Genomic DNA, 19,116 nt, shown 5'->3' on the forward strand with positions numbered 1-19,116 from the left:
ATCTCACCATGGGACTTCCCTCCATCGCGCCGTACGACCTGCCGTCCGGCGCCGACCTGCCCGCCAACCGGGTGGACTGGACCGTCGACCCGGACCGGGCCGTGCTCCTCGTGCACGACCTGCAGAACCACTTCCTGTCCGCGTTCACCCCCGGCGCCCAGCCCCTCACCGGACTGCTCGCCGCCACCGCCCGCCTGGCTGACCGGGCCCGCGCCCTCGGCATCCCCGTCGTCTACTCCGCGCAGACCGGCGGCCAGAGCCCCGAACTGCGCGGCCTCCAGATGGACTTCTGGGGACCCGGGCTGCCCGACGACGTCCACGCCGAGGCCATCGCCGCCGAGGTCGCCCCGCGGGACGGCGACACCGTGCTCACCAAGTGGAAGTACAGCGCCTTCGTCCGCACCGACCTGGCCGCCCTCCTCACCGAGCGGGGCCGCGACCAGCTCGTCATCACCGGCGTCTACGCCCACCTCGGCGTCAACATGACCGCCTGCGACGCCTGGATGCGCGATGTGCAGGCGTTCGTCGTCGCCGACGCGGTCGCCGACTTCGGGCCGCGCGAACACCTGGACGCGCTGCGCTGGGCCGCCCGCGCCTGCGCCCGCGTCACCACCGCCGACACCGTCTTCGACCTGGGGGACCGGCCATGACCCTGACCGTGCGACGCATCCGCGAGGACGTCGCGGACGTCCTGGGGGAGGACCCCGAGGACATCCCCGTCGACGAGAACCTGGCCGACCACGGCCTGGACTCCGTACGGCTGATGACCCTCGTCGAACGCTGGCGCCGCGACCACGCCGCCGACATCTCCTTCGTCGACCTCGCCACCCGCCCCGCCATCGAGGCCTGGGCCCCGCTCCTGGGAGCCCGCGAATGACCACCGCCCCCGAGGCCGGGCACGCCCCCGAGACCACAGCCGGGCCCGCGCCCGATGCGGGACGTGTACCCGAGGCCGGACCTGCCCCCGGCCCTGTATCTGCGCCCGAGGCCGGGCGTGTGCCCGCGCCCGGAAGCGCGCCTGCGCCTGCCCCCTCGGCCGGCTCCGCGCCGGAGGCCGGCCCCGCGCCCGCGCCCGAGGCCGGGCGCGCCCCCGAAGCCACGCCCGCCGCCGCGCTGGCCCCCGCCGTCCCCGGCCTCCCCCTCACCGCCGCCCAGAGCGGCATGTGGTACGCCCAGGCCCTGGACCCGGACAGTCCCGCGCTGAACACCGCCGAACACCTGGAGATCCACGGCGACCTCCGTCCCGACCTGTTCGCCCAGGCCCTGTACCGCACGGCGCGCGAGGCGGAGGTTCTGCGCGTGCGGGTCGCCGATACGCCGGACGGGCCACGGCAGTTCCGCTGCCCGGTGCCCCCGCCCGGGGACGGCTTCCCGCTGTACACCGCCGACCTGCGCGACGCCCCCGACCCGGTCGCCGCCGCCCGCGCCTGGGCCGACGACGACCTCGCCCGGCCCTTCGACCTCACCACCGGGCCGCTGTTCCGGCACGCCCTGCTCCGCCTCGGCGAGCACCGCTGGCTGTGGCACCAGCGCGTCCACCACCTCGCCCTGGACGGCTTCGGCTACTCCCTGGTCGCCCGCCGCACCGCCGAGATCTACACCGCGCTCGCCGCGGGACTGCCCCCGGCCGACAGCCCCTTCGGCCGTCTCGACGACCTCGTCCGCGACGACCTCGCCTACCGCGCCGGCGAACAGTACGAACGCGACCGCGCCCACTGGAACCAGCTCCTCGCCGACCGGCCCGAGGCCCCCACCCTGGCCGGCCGCAGCGCGCTGCCCTCCCACACCTTCCTGCGGGCCACCGCCCGCGTCCCGGACGCGACCACCGCCTCCCTGCGCGAGCTGGCGGGCGAACTCAAGGCGACCTGGGCCGAGTTGATCGTCGTCGCACAGGCCCTGTACGTCTCCCGGGCCACCGGCCGCGACGACGTCGTCCTCGGCCTGCCCCTGATGGGCCGGATGGGCTCCGTCGCCCTGCGGGTGCCCGGCATGGTGATGAACGTCCTGCCGCTGCGCCTCACCGTCCGGCCCGCCGACACCCTCGCCGAGCTGACCCGCCAGGTGGTCCTCGGCATCCGGGCCGCCCGCCGCCACCAGCGCTACCGCTTCGAGGACATCCGCCGCGACCTGGGCCTGCTCGGCGAGAGCCGCCCGCTCGTCGGCCCGCTGGTCAACGTCATGCCCTTCGACTACGACCTCACCTTCGCCGGGGCCACCGCCGTCCCGCACAATCTCTCCGCGGGACCCGTCGACGACCTCACCGTCAACGTCTACGACCGCGCCGACGGCCGCGGTCTGCGCGTCGACCACGACGCCAACCCCGCCCTCTACACCCGAGCCGAACTCACCGCCCACCAGGACCGGTTCCTCGCCCTGCTCACCCGGCTCACCGGCCACCGCCCCACCACGCCGCTCGCCGCGCTCGGCGTCGCCACCGATGCCGAACACCACCAGGTGGTCACCGAGTTCAACGCCACCGCCCGCGACCTCCCGCCCACCACCCTCATCGGCCCCATCGAGGCCCAGGCCCGCCGCACCCCCGATGCGCCCGCCCTCGTCCACGGCGACCGCACCCTCAGCTACGCCGAACTCACCACCCGGGCCAACCGGCTCGCCCACCACCTGATCAGCCGCGGAGCAGGACCCGGCACCCTCGTCGGCGTCGCCCTGCCCCGCTCCGCCGAGCTGATCACCGCCCTGCTCGCCGTCCTCAAGGCGGGCGCCGCCTATCTCCCGCTCGACCCCGGCTACCCGGCCGACCGGCTCCGCCATCTGCTCGACGACGGCGACCCGGTCTGCGTCGTCACCGACACGGCCACCGCGGACCGGCTGCCCGCCACCGGCCACCACCGCGTCCTGCTGGACCGCACCGGCCTCGGCCACCTCCCGGCCGTCGACCCGCCGCGCGCCCTCACCCCGCAGCACCCCGCCTACGTCATCCACACCTCCGGCTCCACCGGCCTGCCCAAGGGCGTCGTCGTCCCGCACTCCGCGATCGACAACCGCCTGCGCTGGATGCAGCACACCTACCCGCTGGCGCCCGGCGACCGCGTCCTGCAGAAGACACCCTCCGGGTTCGACGTGTCCGTATGGGAGTTCTTCTGGGCGTTCCGCGAGGGCGCCACCCTCGTCCTCGCCGACCCGGAGGGCCACAAGGACCCCGCCTACCTGGCCCGGGTCATCCGCGAACAGGGCGTCACCGTCTGCCACTTCGTGCCCTCCATGCTCCAGGTGTTCCTCGCCGAACCCGACGCCGCCCGCTGCACCGGACTGCGGCACGTCTTCGCCAGCGGCGAGGCCCTGCCCCGCGAGACCGCCCACCACTTCCACCGCGTGCTGCCCGCCGCGGCCCTGCACAACCTCTACGGCCCCACCGAGGCCGCCGTCGACGTCAGCCACCACACCTGCGTCCCCGGCGCCACCGGCCCCGTGCCCATCGGCCGCCCCGTCTGGAACACCCGCCTGTACGTCCTCGACGCGGCCCTGAAGCCCTGCCCGCCCGGCGTCGCGGGCGAGCTGTACCTCGCGGGCGCCCAGCTCGCCGACGGCTACCTCGGCCGCCCCGCTCTGACCGCCACCCGGTTCGTCGCCGACCCGTACGGCCCCGCCGGGGCGCGCATGTACCGCACCGGCGACCTGGCCCGCTGGACCCCCGACGGCGAGGCCGTCTACCTCGGCCGCACCGACCACCAGGTCAAACTGCGCGGCCAGCGCCTGGAACCCGGCGAGATCGAGTCTCACCTCACCGCCGCCGACGGCATCACCGCCGCCACCGTCCTGCTGCGCGAGGACCGCCCCGGCGACCAGCGGCTCGTCGCCTACGTCACCGGCGACGCCCCCGACCCGGACGCCCTGCGCGCCCGCCTCGCCGCCGCCCTGCCCGACTACATGGTCCCCTCCGCCTTCGTCGTCCTCGACGACTTCCCGCTCAGCCCCAACGGCAAGCTGGACCGCACCGCGCTGCCCGCTCCCGCCACCGCGGCGGGCACCGGCGGACGCCCGCCGCGCAACCCCACCGAGGAACTGCTGACCCGCCTGTTCGCCGAGGTCCTCGGCGTCGACCGGGTCGGCGTCGACGACGCCTTCTTCGACCTGGGCGGCACCTCCCTGCTCGCCGCCCGCCTGATGTCCCGCATCCGCGACATGCTCGGCACCACCGCCCCGCTCGGCACCCTCTTCCGGGCGCCCACGCCCGCCGCCCTCGCCGACCGGCTCACCGAAGGCGACGGCGAGGACACCGCGCTCGACGTGCTGCTGCCGCTGCGCGCCACGGGCCGGCGCACCCCCCTGTTCGTGTTCCACCCGGCCGGCGGCATCAGCTGGTGCTACTCGGGCCTGCTCTCCCGGCTCGGCCCCGACCAGCCCGTGCACGGCCTCCAGGCCCGCGGACTGCGACCGGGCGAGGACCTGCCCGCCACCATGGACGAGATGGCCGCCGACTACGCCGAGCAGCTGCGCACCGTCCAGCCGCACGGCCCCTACCGGCTGCTCGGCTGGTCCGTGGGCGGCGTCGTCGCCCACACCGTCGCCGTCCACCTCCAGCAGGCGGGCGAACGCGTGGAACTGCTCGCCCTGATGGACGCCTACCCCTCCGACCAGTGGCGCGACCTGGCCGGACCGACCGAGGCCGACGCCCTCAACGCCCTGCTGCGCATGGCCGGGTACGAGGGCGGCACCGGGCTGACCCGGCAGGAGGTCCTGACGGTGCTGCGCCGCGAGGGCAGCGCGCTGGCGGCCCTGCCCGAACGGGTCCTGGACGCCGTCGTCGGCATCGTCACCAACAACGCCCGCCTGATGCGCACCCAGCGGCACCGCGCCTTCGACGGCGACCTGCTGTTCTTCACGGCCGCCGCGCCGCGCGCCGAGCACTGGCTCACCCCGCGGGCCTGGGCGCCGTACCTCACCGGCACCCTCGACGAGCACCGGCTGGACTGCCTGCACCCGGAGATGACCCGGCCGGGGCCGCTGGACGAGATCGCCGCCACGCTCGCGGCCCGGCTGAAGGAGCTGGACGGATGACCTCGCCCTTCGACCCGTTCGATCAGCTGGGCCCGTCCGACGCGGCCGCACCCGGCGAGCCCGGCCACCTGGTCCTCGCCGGACCGGCCGGCCGCCGCTCGCTGTGGCCGCGCTGGCTGCCCGTCCCGCCCGGCTGGAGCACCGCGTACGGCCCGGCCCCGTACGACGACTGCCTGCACCGGCTCGACGCGCCCCCGCCCCGGCCCGCGTCCCCGGACCAGGTCCGGACCCGGGACCCCCGGCCCTGACCTGACCCGACCCGATCCCCGGGCCCCGGCCCCGACTCGACCCGACCCGGCCCGGCCCGGCCCGGCCCCGGATCCCCGCCCCGACCCACCCGGCCCCGCGCCGCCCCGATCCCTGGAGGAAACACCATGTCCGGTTCCCGCAACCCGATACAGCGCCGCACCGTGCTCGGCGCGGCGATCGCCGCGGGCGGCGTGCTCGGCACGGCCGGTACGGCCGCCGCCGCCACCCCCGACCAGGCCCGCGACCGCACCCGCAACCGCACCAAGGAGACGACCTACGCCGTGACGTCCGCCGAACTCGCCCAGGGCCTCTACCAGGTGGCCCACTCCACCCGCCACAACGCGCTGTGGGTGACCAGCTCCATCGGCTACCCGCCGGTCACCCAGTCCCAGCTGCTCAAGGTGGACCCGAGGACGCTCAAGACGCTGGCCTCCTACACCCCGCCGGTCACCGACGAGGCCACCGGCACCCTGGAGGCCGTCTACGGCATCGCCGTGGACGACGTCCACGACACCGTGTGGGTCGCCGCCACCCTGAACAACGCCCTCGCCGTCTACAGCCAGCGCACCGGACAGCACCTGGCGACGGTGCCCGGCGTGCAGCACACCCGGGACGTCGCCGTCGACATCCCGCGCGGCCTGGTCTGGTGCACCGCCCTGGAGGAGGGCAGCATCGTCGCGTTCGACCTGCGCACGCACGCCGAGCGCAAGCGCGTCACCGTCGAGGGCAGCTGGCCCGCCGGACTGGCCGTCAACCCCTTCACCGGCCACGTCTACGCCGCCGACCTGGCCAAGAGCCGCCTGTTCGAGGTGAGCCCCGGCTCCGACCGGCCGCGGATCCTGCCCGTGGGCGAGGGCACCATCGACGTCGCCCTGTCCGCGGACGGCCGCACCGCCTACACCGCGAACCAGGCCGCCGGTTCCGTCTCCGTCGTCGACCTGGCCAGCGGCGAGGTGACCCGGGAGATCAAGACCGGCGCGGGCACCCTCGCGGTGGCCACCGACCTGTGCACCGGCCGGGTCTACGCCGCCAACAAGGACGCCGGCACCACCACCGTCCTCGACCCCCGCACCGGCACGATCGTCGCCGACCTCGCCACCGGCGCCAACACCGACCACGTCACCGTCGCGCACGGCGTCGCCTACGTGGTCGACAAGGCCGCGGCCGGCCCCGACACCCTCGACTCCATCCACCGCATCGACCCGATCCGCTGACCCGCGCGGCCGTTCACCGTCCCCGGGGGGCGGTGAACGGCCCCTCTGCGGCTCGTATCCTGGGGCGGCAGTCAGGTCGCGCGCCTGGTCCGGGGCCGCTCCGGCGCCAGTCGCGCTCGGAGAGAGGTCGCACGGTGAACCAGCCGCCCCCGAACCCGGTTCCGTCCGGGACCGCCCCGCAGGACCGGGCCCCGGAGGCGGACCCCGCCCACCCCGGCGGGCAGATCCCCGTCGTCGTGCTCGCCGGGTTCCTCGGATCCGGCAAGACGACGCTGCTCAACCATCTGCTGCACCACAGCGGCGGCAGCCGTATCGGTGCGATCGTCAACGACTTCGGGGCCATCGAGATCGACGCGATGGCGGTGGCGGGCGCCCTCGGCGACTCGACCGTCTCGCTGGGCAACGGCTGCCTGTGCTGTGCCGTGGACGCGGGGGAGCTGGACCAGTACCTGGACCGGCTCACCCGCCCCCGGGCCGGCATCGACGTGATCGTGGTCGAGGCCAGCGGCCTCGCCGAGCCCCAGGAACTGGTCCGCATGGTCCTGGCCAGCGAGAACCCCCGGGTCGTCTACGGCGGCCTGGTCGAGGTGGTGGACGCCGCCGAGTTCGACGGCACCCGCGCCCGGCACCCCGAGATCGACCGGCACCTCGCCCTCGCGGACCTCGTCGTCGTCAACAAGGCCGACCGCGCGGACGACGCCGAACGGGTGCTCGCGACCGTGCGCTCGCTCGTCGACCGGGCGGCCGTCGTCCCGGCCACCTACGGCCGGGTGGACCCCGAGTTCCTGTTCGACTGCCGGCCCGGTGAGGAACGCGTCGGGCAGCTCTCCTTCGACGACCTGCACCTCGCCGAAGAGGACGGGGGCGGGGGCGGGGGCGGGGGCGAGGACGGGCCCGGCGGCGGGTCCGGCGGGGACCGCCACACCGGCCATCTGCACGCCGGCTACGACACTCTCTCCTTCGTCTCCGACGTGCCGCTCGACCCGCGCCGCCTGATGCGCTTCCTGGACAGCCGCCCCGACGGCCTCTACCGCATCAAGGGCTACGTCGGCTTCGGGCCGTACGACCCGCGCAACCGCTACGCCGTGCACGCCGTGGGCCGGTTCCTGCGCTTCTACCCCGAGCCCTGGCCGGCCGGCGGACCGCGGCGGACCCAGCTCGTGCTCATCGGATCCGGCACCGACATGCCCGCCCTCGCCGGGGAGCTCCAGGAGTGCGAGCAGGACACCCCGCACGCCGACGAGCACGGCATGTGGGGCGTCCTGCGCTACGTCCGGGGCCCCGGGCAGGAGGAGGCCCCCGCCGGGGCTCACGGAGCCGCAGAGGCCCTTGAGGACCCTGAGGACCCCGGGGCCGCCGAAGACCCCGGGGACGCCCCGGACATCGAGGACCCGCCCGTCTAGACGGGTCCCGCCACCACCCCCACCGTCTTCGGCAGCGACAGCCCCGAGCCGTCGCGGCGCGGGTCGATCTCCGGCAGCTCGGCCGGGTTGCCGTTCTTCTGCGCGGCCCGCGCCGGGGTGGGGCCCGCCCAGGCGAACGACAGACAGTCCTCGCCCTTCAGGAACCGCTGGCAGCGCACCCCGCCGGTGGCCCGGCCCTTGCGCGGGAACTGGTCGAACGGCGTCGCCTTGCCCGTCGTCTGCACCGAGTCGTCCAGCGTCCCGCGCGAGCCCGCGACCGTGAACACCACCGCCTCCACGGCCGGATCCACCGCCGTGAACGAGATGACCTTGGCGCCCTCGGCGAGCTTGATCCCCGCCATGCCGCCGGCCGGGCGGCCCTGCGGCCGGACCTGGGCCGCCTGGTAGCGCAGGAGCTGCGCGTCGTCCGTGATGAAGACCAGGTCCTCCTCGCCGGTGCGCAGCTCGGCAGCGCCGACGATCCGGTCGCCCTCCTTGAGGGTGATGACCTCCAACTCGTCCTTGTTGGACGGATAGTCGGGCACCACCCGCTTGACGACACCCTGCTCGGTGCCGAGCGCGAGACCCGGTGAGGACTCGTCGAGCGTGGTCAGGCACACCACCGACTCGTCGTCCTCCAGGGAGATGAACTCCGCGATCGGCGCCCCGCCGGACAGGGTCGGCACCGCGTCGGTCTCCGGGAGCTGGGGCAGGTCGACCACGTTCACCCGGAGCAGGCGCCCGGCCGAGGTGACCACGCCCACCTCGCCGCGCGCGGTGGCCGGCACCGCCGAGACGATCACGTCGTGCTTGTACCGCCTGCCGTCCGCCGCGCGAGGGAACGGCCGGTCGTCCGCCGTACGCGCCAGCAGACCCGTGGAGGACAGCAGCACCCGGCACGGGGCGTCCGCCACCTGGAGCGGCACCGCCGCCACCGGCACGGCGCCCGCCTCCAGCAGCACCGTGCGCCGCGGGGTGGCGAACTTCTTGGCGACGGACGCCAGTTCGGCCGAGACCAGCTTGCGCAGCTCGGCGTCCGAGTCGAGGATCCGGGTCAGCTCCTCGATCTCCGCGGTCAGCCGGTCCTTCTCCGCCTCCAGCTCGATGCGGTCGAACCTGGTCAGCCGGCGCAGCGGCGTGTCGAGGATGTACTGCGTCTGGACCTCGCTCAGCGAGAACCGCTCCATCAGGCGCTGCTTGGCCTCGGCGGAGTTGTCCGAGGAGCGGATCAGCCGGATGACCTCGTCGATGTCGACCAGCGCCGTGAGCAGGCCCTCGACCAGGTGCAGCCGGTCGCGCCGCTTGCCGCGCCGGTACTCGCTGCGCCGCCGCACGACCTCGAAGCGGTGGTCGAGATAGACCTCCAGCAGCTCCTTGAGGCCCAGCGTGAGCGGCTGGCCGTCGACCAGCGCCACGTTGTTGATGCCGAAGGACTCCTCCATCGGCGTCAGCTTGTAGAGCTGTTCGAGGACGGCCTCCGGCACGAAGCCGTTCTTGATCTCGATGACCAGGCGCAGCCCGTGCTCGCGGTCGGTGAGGTCCTTGACGTCGGCGATGCCCTGGATCTTCTTCGCGCCGACCAGGTCCTTGATCTTCGCGATGACCTTCTCCGGGCCGACCGCGAAGGGCAGCTCGGTGACCACGAGGCCCTTGCGGCGGGCGCTGACCGTCTCCACCGAGACCGTGGCGCGGATCTTGAAGGTGCCGCGCCCGGACTCGTAGGCGTCCCGGATCCCGGACAGGCCCACGATCCGCCCGCCGGTGGGCAGGTCGGGACCCGGGACGTGCTTCATCAGCGCGTCCAGGTCCGCGTTCGGATTGCGGATCAGGTGGCGGGCCGCCGCGACGACCTCGCCCAGGTTGTGCGGGGGCATGTTCGTGGCCATGCCGACGGCGATGCCCGACGCGCCGTTCACCAGGAGGTTCGGGAAGGCGGCGGGCAGGGCCACCGGCTCCTGCTCCTGGCCGTCGTAGTTGGGCGCGAAGTCGACCGTGTCCTCGTCGATCGACTCGGTCATCAGGCTGGTCGCCTCGGCCATGCGGCACTCGGTGTACCGCATCGCGGCGGGCGGGTCGTCGTTGCCCAGGGAGCCGAAGTTGCCGTGGCCGTCGACCAGCGGGACGCGCATCGAGAAGGACTGGGCCAGCCGCACCAGCGCGTCGTAGATCGACGCGTCGCCGTGCGGGTGGAGCTTGCCCATGACCTCGCCGACGACACGGGCGCACTTCACATAGCCGCGCTCGGGGCGCAGACCCATCTCGTTCATCTGGTAGACGATGCGGCGGTGCACCGGCTTCAGTCCGTCCCGGGCGTCCGGCAGGGCGCGCGAGTAGATGACCGAGTACGCGTACTCGAGGAAGGAGCCCTGCATCTCGTCGACCACGTCGATGTCGAGGATCTTCTCCTCGTACGGGTCGTCGGGCGGCGGGGTCTTCGTGCTGCGGCGGGCCATCGCTGCCGGCTCCTTGCTGAAGCGTGGAACGGGATCTGACGCCGACCATTGTGGACCGCCGGACTGACAACGTGGACCGGACCCCGCCCCACGAGCCTCCCCGGACCCCTCGCGGAGCCCCCGGACCGGCCCGTCCGACGGTCCGCGGGCCCCTTCCCGGGCCCCGGCGAAAGGCGCCGGAGCGCCCCGCGGCACCCGGCCCGGACCGCGCCGCCCCCGAAGTCCGGCCCGCCGTCCCCGAAGTCCCGCCCGCCGCCCGCGTGTCGGCCCCCGGACGTCGCCACGCCGGCTCCCGCCCGCGCCCCGCCCTGTTCCGCACGGTTCCGCGCCCCTGCCCCGCGCCCCTGCCCCGCACCCCCGCGCCACGCGCCCTCGCACGCCCCGCGCGCGCCCGCCGGGCCGCGCGCCCCGCCCGCTCCGCCCCGTCCCCCGTTCGATCTCGCTCAGGGCGTACGGGGAGCGGGAACTTCGCCAGCGGCTCGCACGCTTGCATACAGTGGCAGGACCGGCAGGAACAGGGCGGATTCCGGACCGCCACCGCGATCGAAGGGACGTACATGCCCAAGGGTCACACCGCCACAGCCGAGGCAGGCTCCGGCGGCCTGACAGCGACCGAGCACCGCCTGGCCAACGGCCTGCGCGTGGTGCTCTCCGAGGACCACCTGACCCCGGTCGCGGCGGTGTGCCTCTGGTACGACGTCGGCTCCCGCCACGAGGTGAAGGGGCGCACCGGCCTGGCCCATCTCTTCGAGCACCTGATGTTCCAGGGCTCGGCCCAGGTGACGGGCAACGGCCACTTCGAACTGGTGCAGGGCGCCGGCGGCTCGCTCAACGGCACCACCAGCTTCGAGCGCACCAACTACTTCGAGACCATGCCCGCCCACCAGCTGGAACTGGCCCTCTGGCTGGAGGCCGACCGCATGGGCTCCCTGCTCGCCGCCCTGGACGACGAGTCGATGGAGAACCAGCGCGACGTCGTCAAGAACGAGCGCCGCCAGCGCTACGACAACGTCCCCTACGGCACGGCCTTCGAGCGGCTCACCGCCCTCGCCTACCCGGAGGGCCACCCGTACCACCACACTCCGATCGGCTCCATGGCCGACCTGGACGCGGCCACCCTGGAGGACGCCCGCGCGTTCTTCCGCACGTACTACGCGCCCAACAACGCCGTCCTGTCCGTCGTCGGCGACATCGACCCGCGGCAGACGCTCGCCTGGATCGAGAAGTACTTCGGCTCCATCGCCTCCCACGACGGCAAGCCCGAGCCCCGCGACGGCTCGCTGCCCGAGGTGATGGGCGAGCAACTGCGCGAGGTCGTCGAGGAGGAGGTCCCGGCGCGCGCCCTGATGGCCGCCTACCGCCTCCCGCACGACGGCACACGCGCGTGCGACGCGGCCGACCTCGCCCTGACCGTCCTGGGCGGCGGCGAGTCCTCCCGGCTCTACAACCGGCTGGTGCGCCGCGACCGCACCGCCGTGGCCGCCGGGTTCGGCCTGCTGCGGCTGGCCGGAGCGCCCTCCCTGGGCTGGCTCGACGTCAAGACCTCCGGTGACGTGGAGGTCCCCGTCATCGAGGCCGCCATCGACGAGGAGCTGGCCCGCTTCGCCGAGGAGGGCCCCACCGCCGAGGAGCTGGAGCGCGCCCAGGCCCAGCTGGAGCGCGAGTGGCTGGACCGGCTCGGCACGGTCGCGGGCCGCGCCGACGAACTGTGCCGCTTCGCCGTCCTGTTCGGCGACCCGCAGCTCGCCCTCACCGCCGTCCAGCGCGTCCTGGAGGTGACGCCCGAGGAGGTCCAGGAGGTCGCCAAGGCCCGGCTGCGCCCCGACAACCGCGCGGTCCTCGTCTACGAGCCGACCGCCCCCGACGCCCAGGACGACACCCCCGACGCCCAGGACGACACCGAGGAGACGGCGAAGTGACCGAGCTGGCCACCATGGAGTTCCACCCCCGCCCCGAGGCCGGCGAGGCCAGGCCGTGGGCGTTCCCGGCCCCCGGGCGCGGCACCCTGGACAACGGCATCACGGTGCTGCGCTGCCACCGCCCCGGCCAGCAGGTCGTCGCCGTCGAGGTGCTGCTCGACGCGCCCCTGGACGCCGAGCCGGCCGGCCTGGACGGCGTCGCCACGATCATGGCGCGGGCCTTCTCCGAGGGCACCGACAAGCACTCCGCCGAGGACTTCGCCGCCGAGCTGGAGCGGGCGGGCGCCACCCTGGACGCGCACGCCGACCACCCCGGCGTACGGCTCAGCCTGGAGGTCCCGGCCTCCCGGCTGGCCAAGGGGCTCGCGCTGCTCTCCGACGCGCTGCGGGCGCCCGCGTTCGCCGGGTCCGAGGTCGAGCGGCTGGTGCGCAACCGGCTCGACGAGATCCCGCACGAGCTGGCCAACCCCTCCCGCCGGGCCGCCAAGGAGCTGTCCCGGCAGCTGTTCCCGGCCACCGCCCGCATGTCGCGCCCGCGCCAGGGCACCGAGGAGACCGTCGCCGCCGTCGACGCCGCCGCGGTCCGTGCCTTCTACGACCGGCACGTGCGGCCCGCCACGGCCACCGCGGTCGTCGTCGGCGACCTCACCGGCATCGACCTCGACGCGCTGCTCGGCGAGACCCTGGGCGCCTGGACCGGCTCGCCGGCCGAGCCGCGTCCGGTGCCGCCGGTCACCGCCGACGACACCGGCCGCGTGGTGATCGTGGACCGTCCCGGCGCGGTCCAGACCCAGCTGCTCATCGGCCGGATCGGCCCCGACCGGCACGACCGCGTGTGGCCCGCCCAGGTGCTCGGCACCTACTGCCTGGGCGGCACCCTGACCTCCCGTCTGGACCGCGTCCTGCGCGAGGAGAAGGGCTACACCTACGGTGTGCGGTCCTTCGGCCAGGTGCTGCGCTCGGCGCCCGACGGCACCGGCGCGGCGATGCTCGCGATCAGCGGCTCGGTCGACACGCCGAACACGGGCCCGGCTCTGGACGACCTCTTCACGGTGCTGCGCAAGCTCGCCGCCGAGGGCCTCACCGAGGCCGAGCGGGACGTGGCCGTGCAGAACCTGGTGGGTGTGGCGCCGCTCAAGTACGAGACGGCCGCCGCCGTGGCGAGCACGCTCGCCGACCAGGTCGAGCAGCACCTGCCCGACGACTACCAGGCGACGCTCTATCAGCAGCTCGCGCGGACCGGCACGGTGGAGGCGACCGCCGCGGTGGTCAGCGCCTTCCCGGTGGACCGCCTGGTGACGGTGCTCGTCGGGGACGCGGCGCAGATCAAGGAGCCCGTCGAGGCGCTCGGCGTCGGCCCGGTGACCGTGGTCGCCGCCGAGTAGGACGCACCGCGCGGCACGCGCGCGCGTGGGGCCCCGGTGACCGGAGCGTCACCGGGGCCCCGGCATGTCCGTATTGCGGGAGAGGCGCCCTGTCTGCCCTGTGGCGTGCGCTACAAAAACCCGGATCTGTTTGGGCGCGGAACACGGCCCCGTCTAGCGTCGGTCCGGCTGTTCGTCGGGCAGTGCGCCGCAGCCGCGGCACCGGACAGTCATCGCCGAGTCCCCGTACGGCGCGAGCCAGGGGAGCCGGGGACCCACTCAGTCCCTGGGGTGAATCGGGCACCGTGCGCCGAGCACGGCACCCGTAGGAGACCTTCCTGCTCCGAACCCGTCAGCTAACCCGGTAGGCGAGAGGGAAGGAAAGGACCAGCCACCACATGGCGTTCACGCGCGCCACCGGGAAGCACCGCCGCCCCGGCCGGGTGCAGCGCACCACCGCCCGCGCGGCGGGTGTCGCTGCCCTCACCACCACCGGCGTCATCGGCACCCTCGCCGCTTCCCCGGCACTCGCGGCCGAGACCCCCGCCCCGGCGGACACCGGCCTCACCCCGGTCATCAGCCTCGGCGACACCGTCGCCGAGCGGGTCGACGCGCAGGCCGCCGCCCAGTGGGAGGCCGCCCAGCAGAAGCAGGCCGAGCAGGCCGCCCGCAAGCTGGCCGCCGAGCGCGCCGAGCAGGCGCGCGAGGCCGAGGAGCGGGCCGACCGCGAGGCCGAGCGCAAGCGCCTCAACACCTTCGTGCCGCCCATCGCCGGCTCCTATGTCTCCACCGGCTACAAGACCGGCGGCTCGCTGTGGTCCTCCGGCTCGCACACCGGCATCGACTTCCACGCCGCGACCGGCACCCCCGTCCACGCGGTCGGCGTCGGCACGGTGGTGGAGACCGGCTGGGGCGGGGCGTACGGCAACCAGGTCGTCATCAGGATGGCCGACGGCATGTACACCCAGTACGGCCACCTGTCGTCCATCGGGGTCACGGTGGGCCAGCAGGTCGTCGCGGGCCAGCAGATCGCCGTGTCCGGCTCCACCGGCAACGTCACCGGGCCGCATCTGCACTTCGAGGCGCGCACCGGAGCGGAGTACGGCTCGGACGTCGATCCGATCGCCTACCTCCGCACGCACGGCGTGCAGGTCTGAATTCCCGCTCCGGGCACGCTCCGTATTCTTCTCCGCCGCACTGCTTCCCGGCTGTCCAAAAAATATCCCTGGATTCCGTCACGCCGTCGGAAATTCCCGCGCATTGTTCTAGAGTCGTCGGAATGCGCGTCCGCGGCGTGTCCGCCACGGGCGCGCCACGGACATGGACGCGGTCACGGGACGGGATACGGAGGTCGGACATGCGTGTTCCGGCGCACTCGGTGTGCACGGCGATCCGGGACGACATCGTCGCCGGGGTGCACGAGCGCGGCAGCCGGCTCACCGAGGAGGTCCTCGCCCGCCGCTACGGCGTCTCGCGCGTCCCGGTGCGCGAGGCCCTGCGCACCCTGGAGGCCGAGGGCTTCGTGGTGACCCGGCGGCACGCGGGCGCGTGCGTGGCCGAGCCGACCGAGCAGGAGGGCGCCGACCTGCTGGAGATGCGCCTGCTGCTGGAGCCGCTGGGCGCCGCGCGGGCCGCCCAGCGGCGCACCGAGGGCCATCTGAAGGTGCTGCGCGGCCTGGTCAGGCTGGGGCAGGAGCGCGCCGCGGGCGGGGGCGGCGAGGAGCTGCGGTCCCTGGCCGCCTGGTTCCACGAGACCCTGGCGCAGTCCTGCGGCAGCCCCGCGCTGACCGCCGCCCTGGCCCAGCTGCGGCACAAGATCACCTGGATGTACGGGGCGCCGGACCCCGCCGACCCGGCCGAGACCTGGGCCGGACACGGCGCGATCGTCGACGCGGTGGCGCGCGGCGACGCCGAACGCGCCCGCGCCCTGACCGCCCTGCACACCGAGCGGATGACGGCGGCTCAGCGTGTGAGCGCCCGGAAACATGCCGTCAACACAGCGGGTGCGCGGAATTAACAGACGTGCCGTAGAAAAGACCGGCAGGGAATTCGCCTCCGATATCCATGCCCCATTTCCGTTCCCCGCGCGGGGAATTCACGCGGACACACGAGAACCGCGCCGCCCCGCAGGGGGAGACGCGGTTCCCGGACGCGCTGTGTGTTCCCTCCGACCGGTCAGACGGTCTCGGGAAGCTCCTCCAGGCCCTCGGCGACCAGCTTGGCCAGCCGGTCCAGGGCGGCCTCGGCGCCCTCGGCGTCGGAGGCGAGGACGACCTCCTCGCCACCCTGCGCGCCCAGGCCGAGCACGGCCAGCATGGAGGCCGCGTTGACGGGGTTGCCGTCGGCCTTGGCGATCGTCACGGGGACCCCTGCGGCCGTGGCGGCCCGGACGAAGATGGAAGCGGGGCGGGCGTGGAGACCCTCGGCCCAGCCGACGTTGACGCGGCGCTCAGCCATGTGATGCTGCCCTTCAGGTGTAGCAGGTTGTCTAGACCAGTTTCCCATACGTGCGGCACCGTGTGGGTACGCCACACACCGCCTCGCGCCGCCGCCCGGGGCGAGCCGTACGCTGGGCCCCATGCAGACCTCGTCGGACCGGCATGCGTACCCCGCCCACTGGGAGGCCGACGTGGTGCTGCGCGACGGGGGCACGGCACGGATCCGGCCCATCACCGCCGAGGACGCCGACCGGCTGGTCAGCTTCTACGAGCAGGTGTCGGACGAGTCCAAGTACTACCGCTTCTTCGCGCCCTACCCGCGCCTGTCCGCCAAGGACGTCCACCGCTTCACGCACCATGACTTCGTGGACCGGGTGGGGCTCGCGGCCACCGTCGGCGGCGAGTTCATCGCCACCGTACGCTACGACCGCATCGGCCCCGCCGGAGCGCCCGGCCCGGCGCCCGCCGACGAGGCCGAGGTCGCCTTCCTGGTGCAGGACGCCCACCAGGGCCGCGGGGTAGCCTCCGCCCTGCTGGAGCACATCGCGGCCGTCGCCCGCGAGCGCGGCATCCGCCGTTTCTCCGCCGAGGTGCTGCCCGCGAACACCAAGATGATCAAGGTGTTCACCGACGCCGGGTACACCCAGAAGCGCAGCTTCGAGGACGGTGTCGTCCGACTGGAGTTCGACATCGAGCCGACGGACCGCTCGCTGGCCGTGCAGCGCGCGCGGGAGCAGCGCGCGGAGGGGCGCTCGGTGCGGCGGCTGCTGCTGCCCGGCTCGGTCGCCTTGATCGGCGTCGGCCGCGGCCCCGCGAGCGTGGGCCGCGGCATCCTCGGCCATCTGCGCGAGGCCGGGTTCACCGGCCCGCTGTACGCCGTCAACCGCGCCTTCGAGGAGGAGCGCGCGGAGATCGACGGGGTGCCCGCCCACCGCTCGGTGCGGGACATCGCCCAGCCGGTCGACCTCGCCGTGGTCGCCGTACCGGCCGAGCGCGTCCCCGAGGCGGTCGCCGAGTGCGGCGAGCACGGGGTGCAGGGGCTCGTCGTGATCTCCGCCGGGTACGCGGAGAGCGGGCCCGAGGGCCGCGAGCGGCAGCGGGCCCTCGTCCGGCAGGCACGCGCGTACGGCATGCGGATCATCGGCCCGAACGCCTTCGGGATCATCAACACCGCGCCCGGCGTCCGCCTCAACGCCTCGCTCGCCCCCGAGATGCCCCGGCCCGGCCGGATCGGCATGTTCACCCAGTCCGGTGCCATCGGCATCGCGCTGCTCTCCCGGCTGCACCGGCGCGGCGGCGGGGTCACCGGCGTGACCGGCGTCTCCACCTTCGTCTCGGCGGGCAACCGCGCGGACGTCTCGGGCAACGACGTCCTCCAGTACTGGTACGACGACCCCGGCACCGATGTGGCGCTGATGTACCTGGAGTCCATCGGCAACCCGCGCAAGTTCACCCGGCTGGCCCGGCGCACGGCGGCGGTGAAGCCGCTGGTGGTGGTGCAGGCCGCGGGCGCCCCGCAGGGCCACGCCGTGCGCGCGACCCGGCTGCCGCACGCGACGGTGTCCGCGCTGCTGCGCCAGGCCGGGGTGATCCGGGTGGACACCATCACGGAACTGGTCGACACCGGGCTGCTGCTGGCCCGGCAGCCGCTGCCCGCCGGGTCGCGGGTGGCGATCCTCGGCAACTCCGAGTCGCTGGGCGTGCTCACCTACGACCGCTGCCTGGCCGAGGGGCTGCGGCCGCAGCCGCCGCACGACCTGACGACGGCCGCCTCGGCGGAGGACTTCCGCGCCGCGCTGGCGCGGGCGCTGGCCGACGAGAGCAGCGACGCGGTCGTCGTCACCGCGATCCCCGCCGTGGGGGAGGGCGCCGCCCAGGACGCCGCCCTCGCCGGGGCGCTGCGCTCGGCCGCCCTGGCGAACCCGGCCAAGCCGGTCCTCGTCGTCCACGTCGAGCTCGGCGGCCTCGCCGAGGCCCTGTCGGCGGCGGCCAGCACGGGCCCCCAGTCCGGTGGGTCCCTTCCGCAGCCTCCGGCCCCGGGTGCCGCTGCGGTCACCGGCACCCCCGGCGTCCCGCCGGACGCGGAAGCCACCGCGGCCGCAAGCAGCCCACCAGGCCCGGAGACACCCCCTGGCCCGGAGACACCCGCCCCCCGGCTGATCCCCGCCTACCCCGCCGCCGAGCGGGCCGTGCGGGCGCTCGCCGAGGCGGTGCGGTACGGGCAGTGGCGGCGCGAGGCGGCCGAGCCCGGCAAGGTGCCGGAGTACGAGGACATCGACGAGAAGGGCGCCGCCGCGCTCATCGCCGGCCTCCTGGACCGCGGGCAGGGCCTCACGCCCGGCGCCGAGGACACCTGCGCGCTGCTCGGCCGCTACGGCATCCCCGTCCGCCGGGCCGTCCCCGCGCCCACCGCCGACGCCGCCGCAGAGGCCGCCCGCACCCTCGGCTACCCGGTCGCCCTGAAGGCCACCGCCCCGCACCTGCGCCACCGCGCCGACCTGGGCGGCGTCCGCCTCGACCTCGCCGACGAGGAGCAACTGCGCCGCTCCTACGCCGAGTTGACCGAGCTGTTCGGCAGCCCGCAGGAGGTGCGGCCGGTGGTGCAGACCATGGCGCCCCGGGGCGTCGACACCGTCGTGCGGTCGGTCATCGACCCGGCGGCCGGCGCGGTGCTCTCCTTCGGCCTCGCCGGAGCCCCCTCCCAGCTGCTCGACGACATGGCCCACCGCCTGGTCCCGGTCACCGGCCGGGAGGCCACCTCCATGATCCGCTCCATCCGCACCGCCCCCCTGCTGTTCGGCTGGCGCGGCTCGGCGCCGGTCGACACCCCCGCCCTGGAGGAACTGCTGCTGCGCGTCTCCCGGCTCGTCGACGACCACCCCGAGGTCGTCGCCGTCACCCTGGAGCCGGTCGTCGTCGCCCCGCGCGGGGTGAGCGTCCTCGGCGCGAGCGTGCGCCTGGCCCCGCCGCCCGTCCGCGACGACCTCGGCCCGCGCACCCTCCCGGCGTACTGACGGCCCGCCGACGGCCCGCCGACCGGTTCGCCCGGACGTTCCC

At 74.6% G+C, this 19,116-nt stretch carries 13 protein-coding genes and 1 riboswitch; of the genes, 11 read left to right on the forward strand and 2 right to left on the reverse strand.

What is annotated here, in order from left to right; all coding sequences use genetic code 11:
• The first annotated feature begins 8 nt into the window (after nucleotides 1-8).
• The 6 genes from A8713_RS24170 (at nucleotide 9) to A8713_RS24195 (ending at nucleotide 7,885) form a co-directional block, all read left to right on the forward strand.
• Complete coding sequence (locus tag A8713_RS24170) at nucleotides 9-650, forward strand: isochorismatase family protein (protein ID WP_064535677.1); 642 nt, start codon at nucleotides 9-11, stop codon at nucleotides 648-650.
• On the forward strand, nucleotides 647-877 hold the full coding sequence (locus A8713_RS24175; protein WP_037889082.1) for a phosphopantetheine-binding protein: 231 nt from the start codon (nucleotides 647-649) through the stop codon (nucleotides 875-877). The genes A8713_RS24170 and A8713_RS24175 overlap by 4 nt, the downstream gene beginning before the upstream one ends.
• A 236-nt stretch (nucleotides 878-1,113) precedes the next feature.
• On the forward strand, nucleotides 1,114-5,019 hold the full coding sequence (locus A8713_RS24180) for a non-ribosomal peptide synthetase (protein ID WP_064537680.1): 3,906 nt from the start codon (nucleotides 1,114-1,116) through the stop codon (nucleotides 5,017-5,019).
• A complete protein-coding gene (locus A8713_RS24185) occupies nucleotides 5,016-5,267 on the forward strand; it encodes an MbtH family NRPS accessory protein (RefSeq protein ID WP_079159109.1) in 252 nt (83 codons plus the stop codon). The genes A8713_RS24180 and A8713_RS24185 overlap by 4 nt, the downstream gene beginning before the upstream one ends.
• A gap of 126 nt (nucleotides 5,268-5,393) precedes the next feature.
• Nucleotides 5,394-6,482 carry a YncE family protein gene (locus A8713_RS24190; protein WP_064535678.1) on the forward strand — a complete coding sequence of 363 codons (1,089 nt, stop codon included), beginning with the start codon at nucleotides 5,394-5,396 and terminating at the stop codon, nucleotides 6,480-6,482.
• A gap of 224 nt (nucleotides 6,483-6,706) precedes the next feature.
• Nucleotides 6,707-7,885, forward strand: coding sequence for a CobW family GTP-binding protein (locus A8713_RS24195; RefSeq protein ID WP_064537682.1), 1,179 nt, complete (start codon nucleotides 6,707-6,709; stop codon nucleotides 7,883-7,885).
• Here A8713_RS24195 and A8713_RS24200 read toward each other — a convergent pair.
• Nucleotides 7,882-10,338 carry a DNA gyrase/topoisomerase IV subunit A gene (locus A8713_RS24200; protein WP_064535679.1) on the reverse strand — a complete coding sequence of 819 codons (2,457 nt, stop codon included), beginning with the start codon at nucleotides 10,336-10,338 and terminating at the stop codon, nucleotides 7,882-7,884. The genes A8713_RS24195 and A8713_RS24200 overlap by 4 nt on opposite strands.
• 557 nt (nucleotides 10,339-10,895) lie before the next feature.
• Here A8713_RS24200 and A8713_RS24205 point away from each other — a divergent pair.
• The 4 genes from A8713_RS24205 to A8713_RS24220 all read left to right on the forward strand — a co-directional run bounded on the left by A8713_RS24205 (nucleotide 10,896) and on the right by A8713_RS24220 (nucleotide 15,638).
• Nucleotides 10,896-12,257: a M16 family metallopeptidase gene (locus A8713_RS24205; protein ID WP_064535680.1), complete on the forward strand. Its 1,362-nt coding sequence runs from the start codon at nucleotides 10,896-10,898 to the stop codon at nucleotides 12,255-12,257.
• On the forward strand, nucleotides 12,254-13,642 hold the full coding sequence (locus tag A8713_RS24210) for a M16 family metallopeptidase (RefSeq protein ID WP_064535681.1): 1,389 nt from the start codon (nucleotides 12,254-12,256) through the stop codon (nucleotides 13,640-13,642). Before A8713_RS24205 ends, A8713_RS24210 begins: the two co-directional genes overlap by 4 nt.
• 203 nt (nucleotides 13,643-13,845) lie before the next feature.
• A riboswitch (cyclic di-AMP (ydaO/yuaA leader) is annotated at nucleotides 13,846-14,007 on the forward strand.
• A 12-nt stretch (nucleotides 14,008-14,019) separates the two neighbouring features.
• Nucleotides 14,020-14,778 (forward strand): M23 family metallopeptidase, encoded by a 759-nt coding sequence (locus tag A8713_RS24215; protein ID WP_064535682.1) that lies wholly within the window; start codon nucleotides 14,020-14,022, stop codon nucleotides 14,776-14,778.
• A 200-nt stretch (nucleotides 14,779-14,978) separates the two neighbouring features.
• Entirely contained in the window at nucleotides 14,979-15,638 is a 660-nt protein-coding gene (locus A8713_RS24220; RefSeq protein WP_064535683.1) for a GntR family transcriptional regulator, read from the forward strand.
• A gap of 158 nt (nucleotides 15,639-15,796) precedes the next feature.
• Here the strand turns inward: A8713_RS24220 and A8713_RS24225 are convergent, their stop codons facing one another.
• A complete protein-coding gene (locus A8713_RS24225; RefSeq protein WP_064535684.1) occupies nucleotides 15,797-16,078 on the reverse strand; it encodes an HPr family phosphocarrier protein in 282 nt (93 codons plus the stop codon).
• A 121-nt stretch (nucleotides 16,079-16,199) separates the two neighbouring features.
• On the opposite strand from A8713_RS24225, the gene A8713_RS24230 reads away from it, so the two are divergent.
• The gene (locus A8713_RS24230) at nucleotides 16,200-19,073 is read left to right on the forward strand and encodes a bifunctional acetate--CoA ligase family protein/GNAT family N-acetyltransferase (protein ID WP_064535685.1); all 2,874 of its coding nucleotides are present in this window, start codon (nucleotides 16,200-16,202) and stop codon (nucleotides 19,071-19,073) included.
• Nucleotides 19,074-19,116 lie beyond the last annotated feature (43 nt).

The sequence above is a fragment of the Streptomyces sp. SAT1 genome, assembly GCF_001654495.1.
GTDB classification, from domain to species: domain Bacteria; phylum Actinomycetota; class Actinomycetes; order Streptomycetales; family Streptomycetaceae; genus Streptomyces; species Streptomyces andamanensis.

What these genes read in the sequence shown, in the direction of transcription:
- A8713_RS24170 (WP_064535677.1), top strand. Translation starts at nt 9, where the DNA reads ATGGGACTTCCCTCCATCGCGCCGTACGACCTGCCGTCCGGCGCCGAC.
- A8713_RS24175 (WP_037889082.1), top strand. Translation starts at nt 647, where the DNA reads ATGACCCTGACCGTGCGACGCATCCGCGAGGACGTCGCGGACGTCCTG.
- A8713_RS24185 (WP_079159109.1), top strand. Translation starts at nt 5,016, where the DNA reads ATGACCTCGCCCTTCGACCCGTTCGATCAGCTGGGCCCGTCCGACGCG.
- A8713_RS24190 (WP_064535678.1), top strand. Translation starts at nt 5,394, where the DNA reads ATGTCCGGTTCCCGCAACCCGATACAGCGCCGCACCGTGCTCGGCGCG.
- A8713_RS24200 (WP_064535679.1), bottom strand. Translation starts at nt 10,338, where the DNA reads ATGGCCCGCCGCAGCACGAAGACCCCGCCGCCCGACGACCCGTACGAG.
- A8713_RS24205 (WP_064535680.1), top strand. Translation starts at nt 10,896, where the DNA reads ATGCCCAAGGGTCACACCGCCACAGCCGAGGCAGGCTCCGGCGGCCTG.
- A8713_RS24215 (WP_064535682.1), top strand. Translation starts at nt 14,020, where the DNA reads ATGGCGTTCACGCGCGCCACCGGGAAGCACCGCCGCCCCGGCCGGGTG.
- A8713_RS24220 (WP_064535683.1), top strand. Translation starts at nt 14,979, where the DNA reads ATGCGTGTTCCGGCGCACTCGGTGTGCACGGCGATCCGGGACGACATC.
- A8713_RS24225 (WP_064535684.1), bottom strand. Translation starts at nt 16,078, where the DNA reads ATGGCTGAGCGCCGCGTCAACGTCGGCTGGGCCGAGGGTCTCCACGCC.
- A8713_RS24230 (WP_064535685.1), top strand. Translation starts at nt 16,200, where the DNA reads ATGCAGACCTCGTCGGACCGGCATGCGTACCCCGCCCACTGGGAGGCC.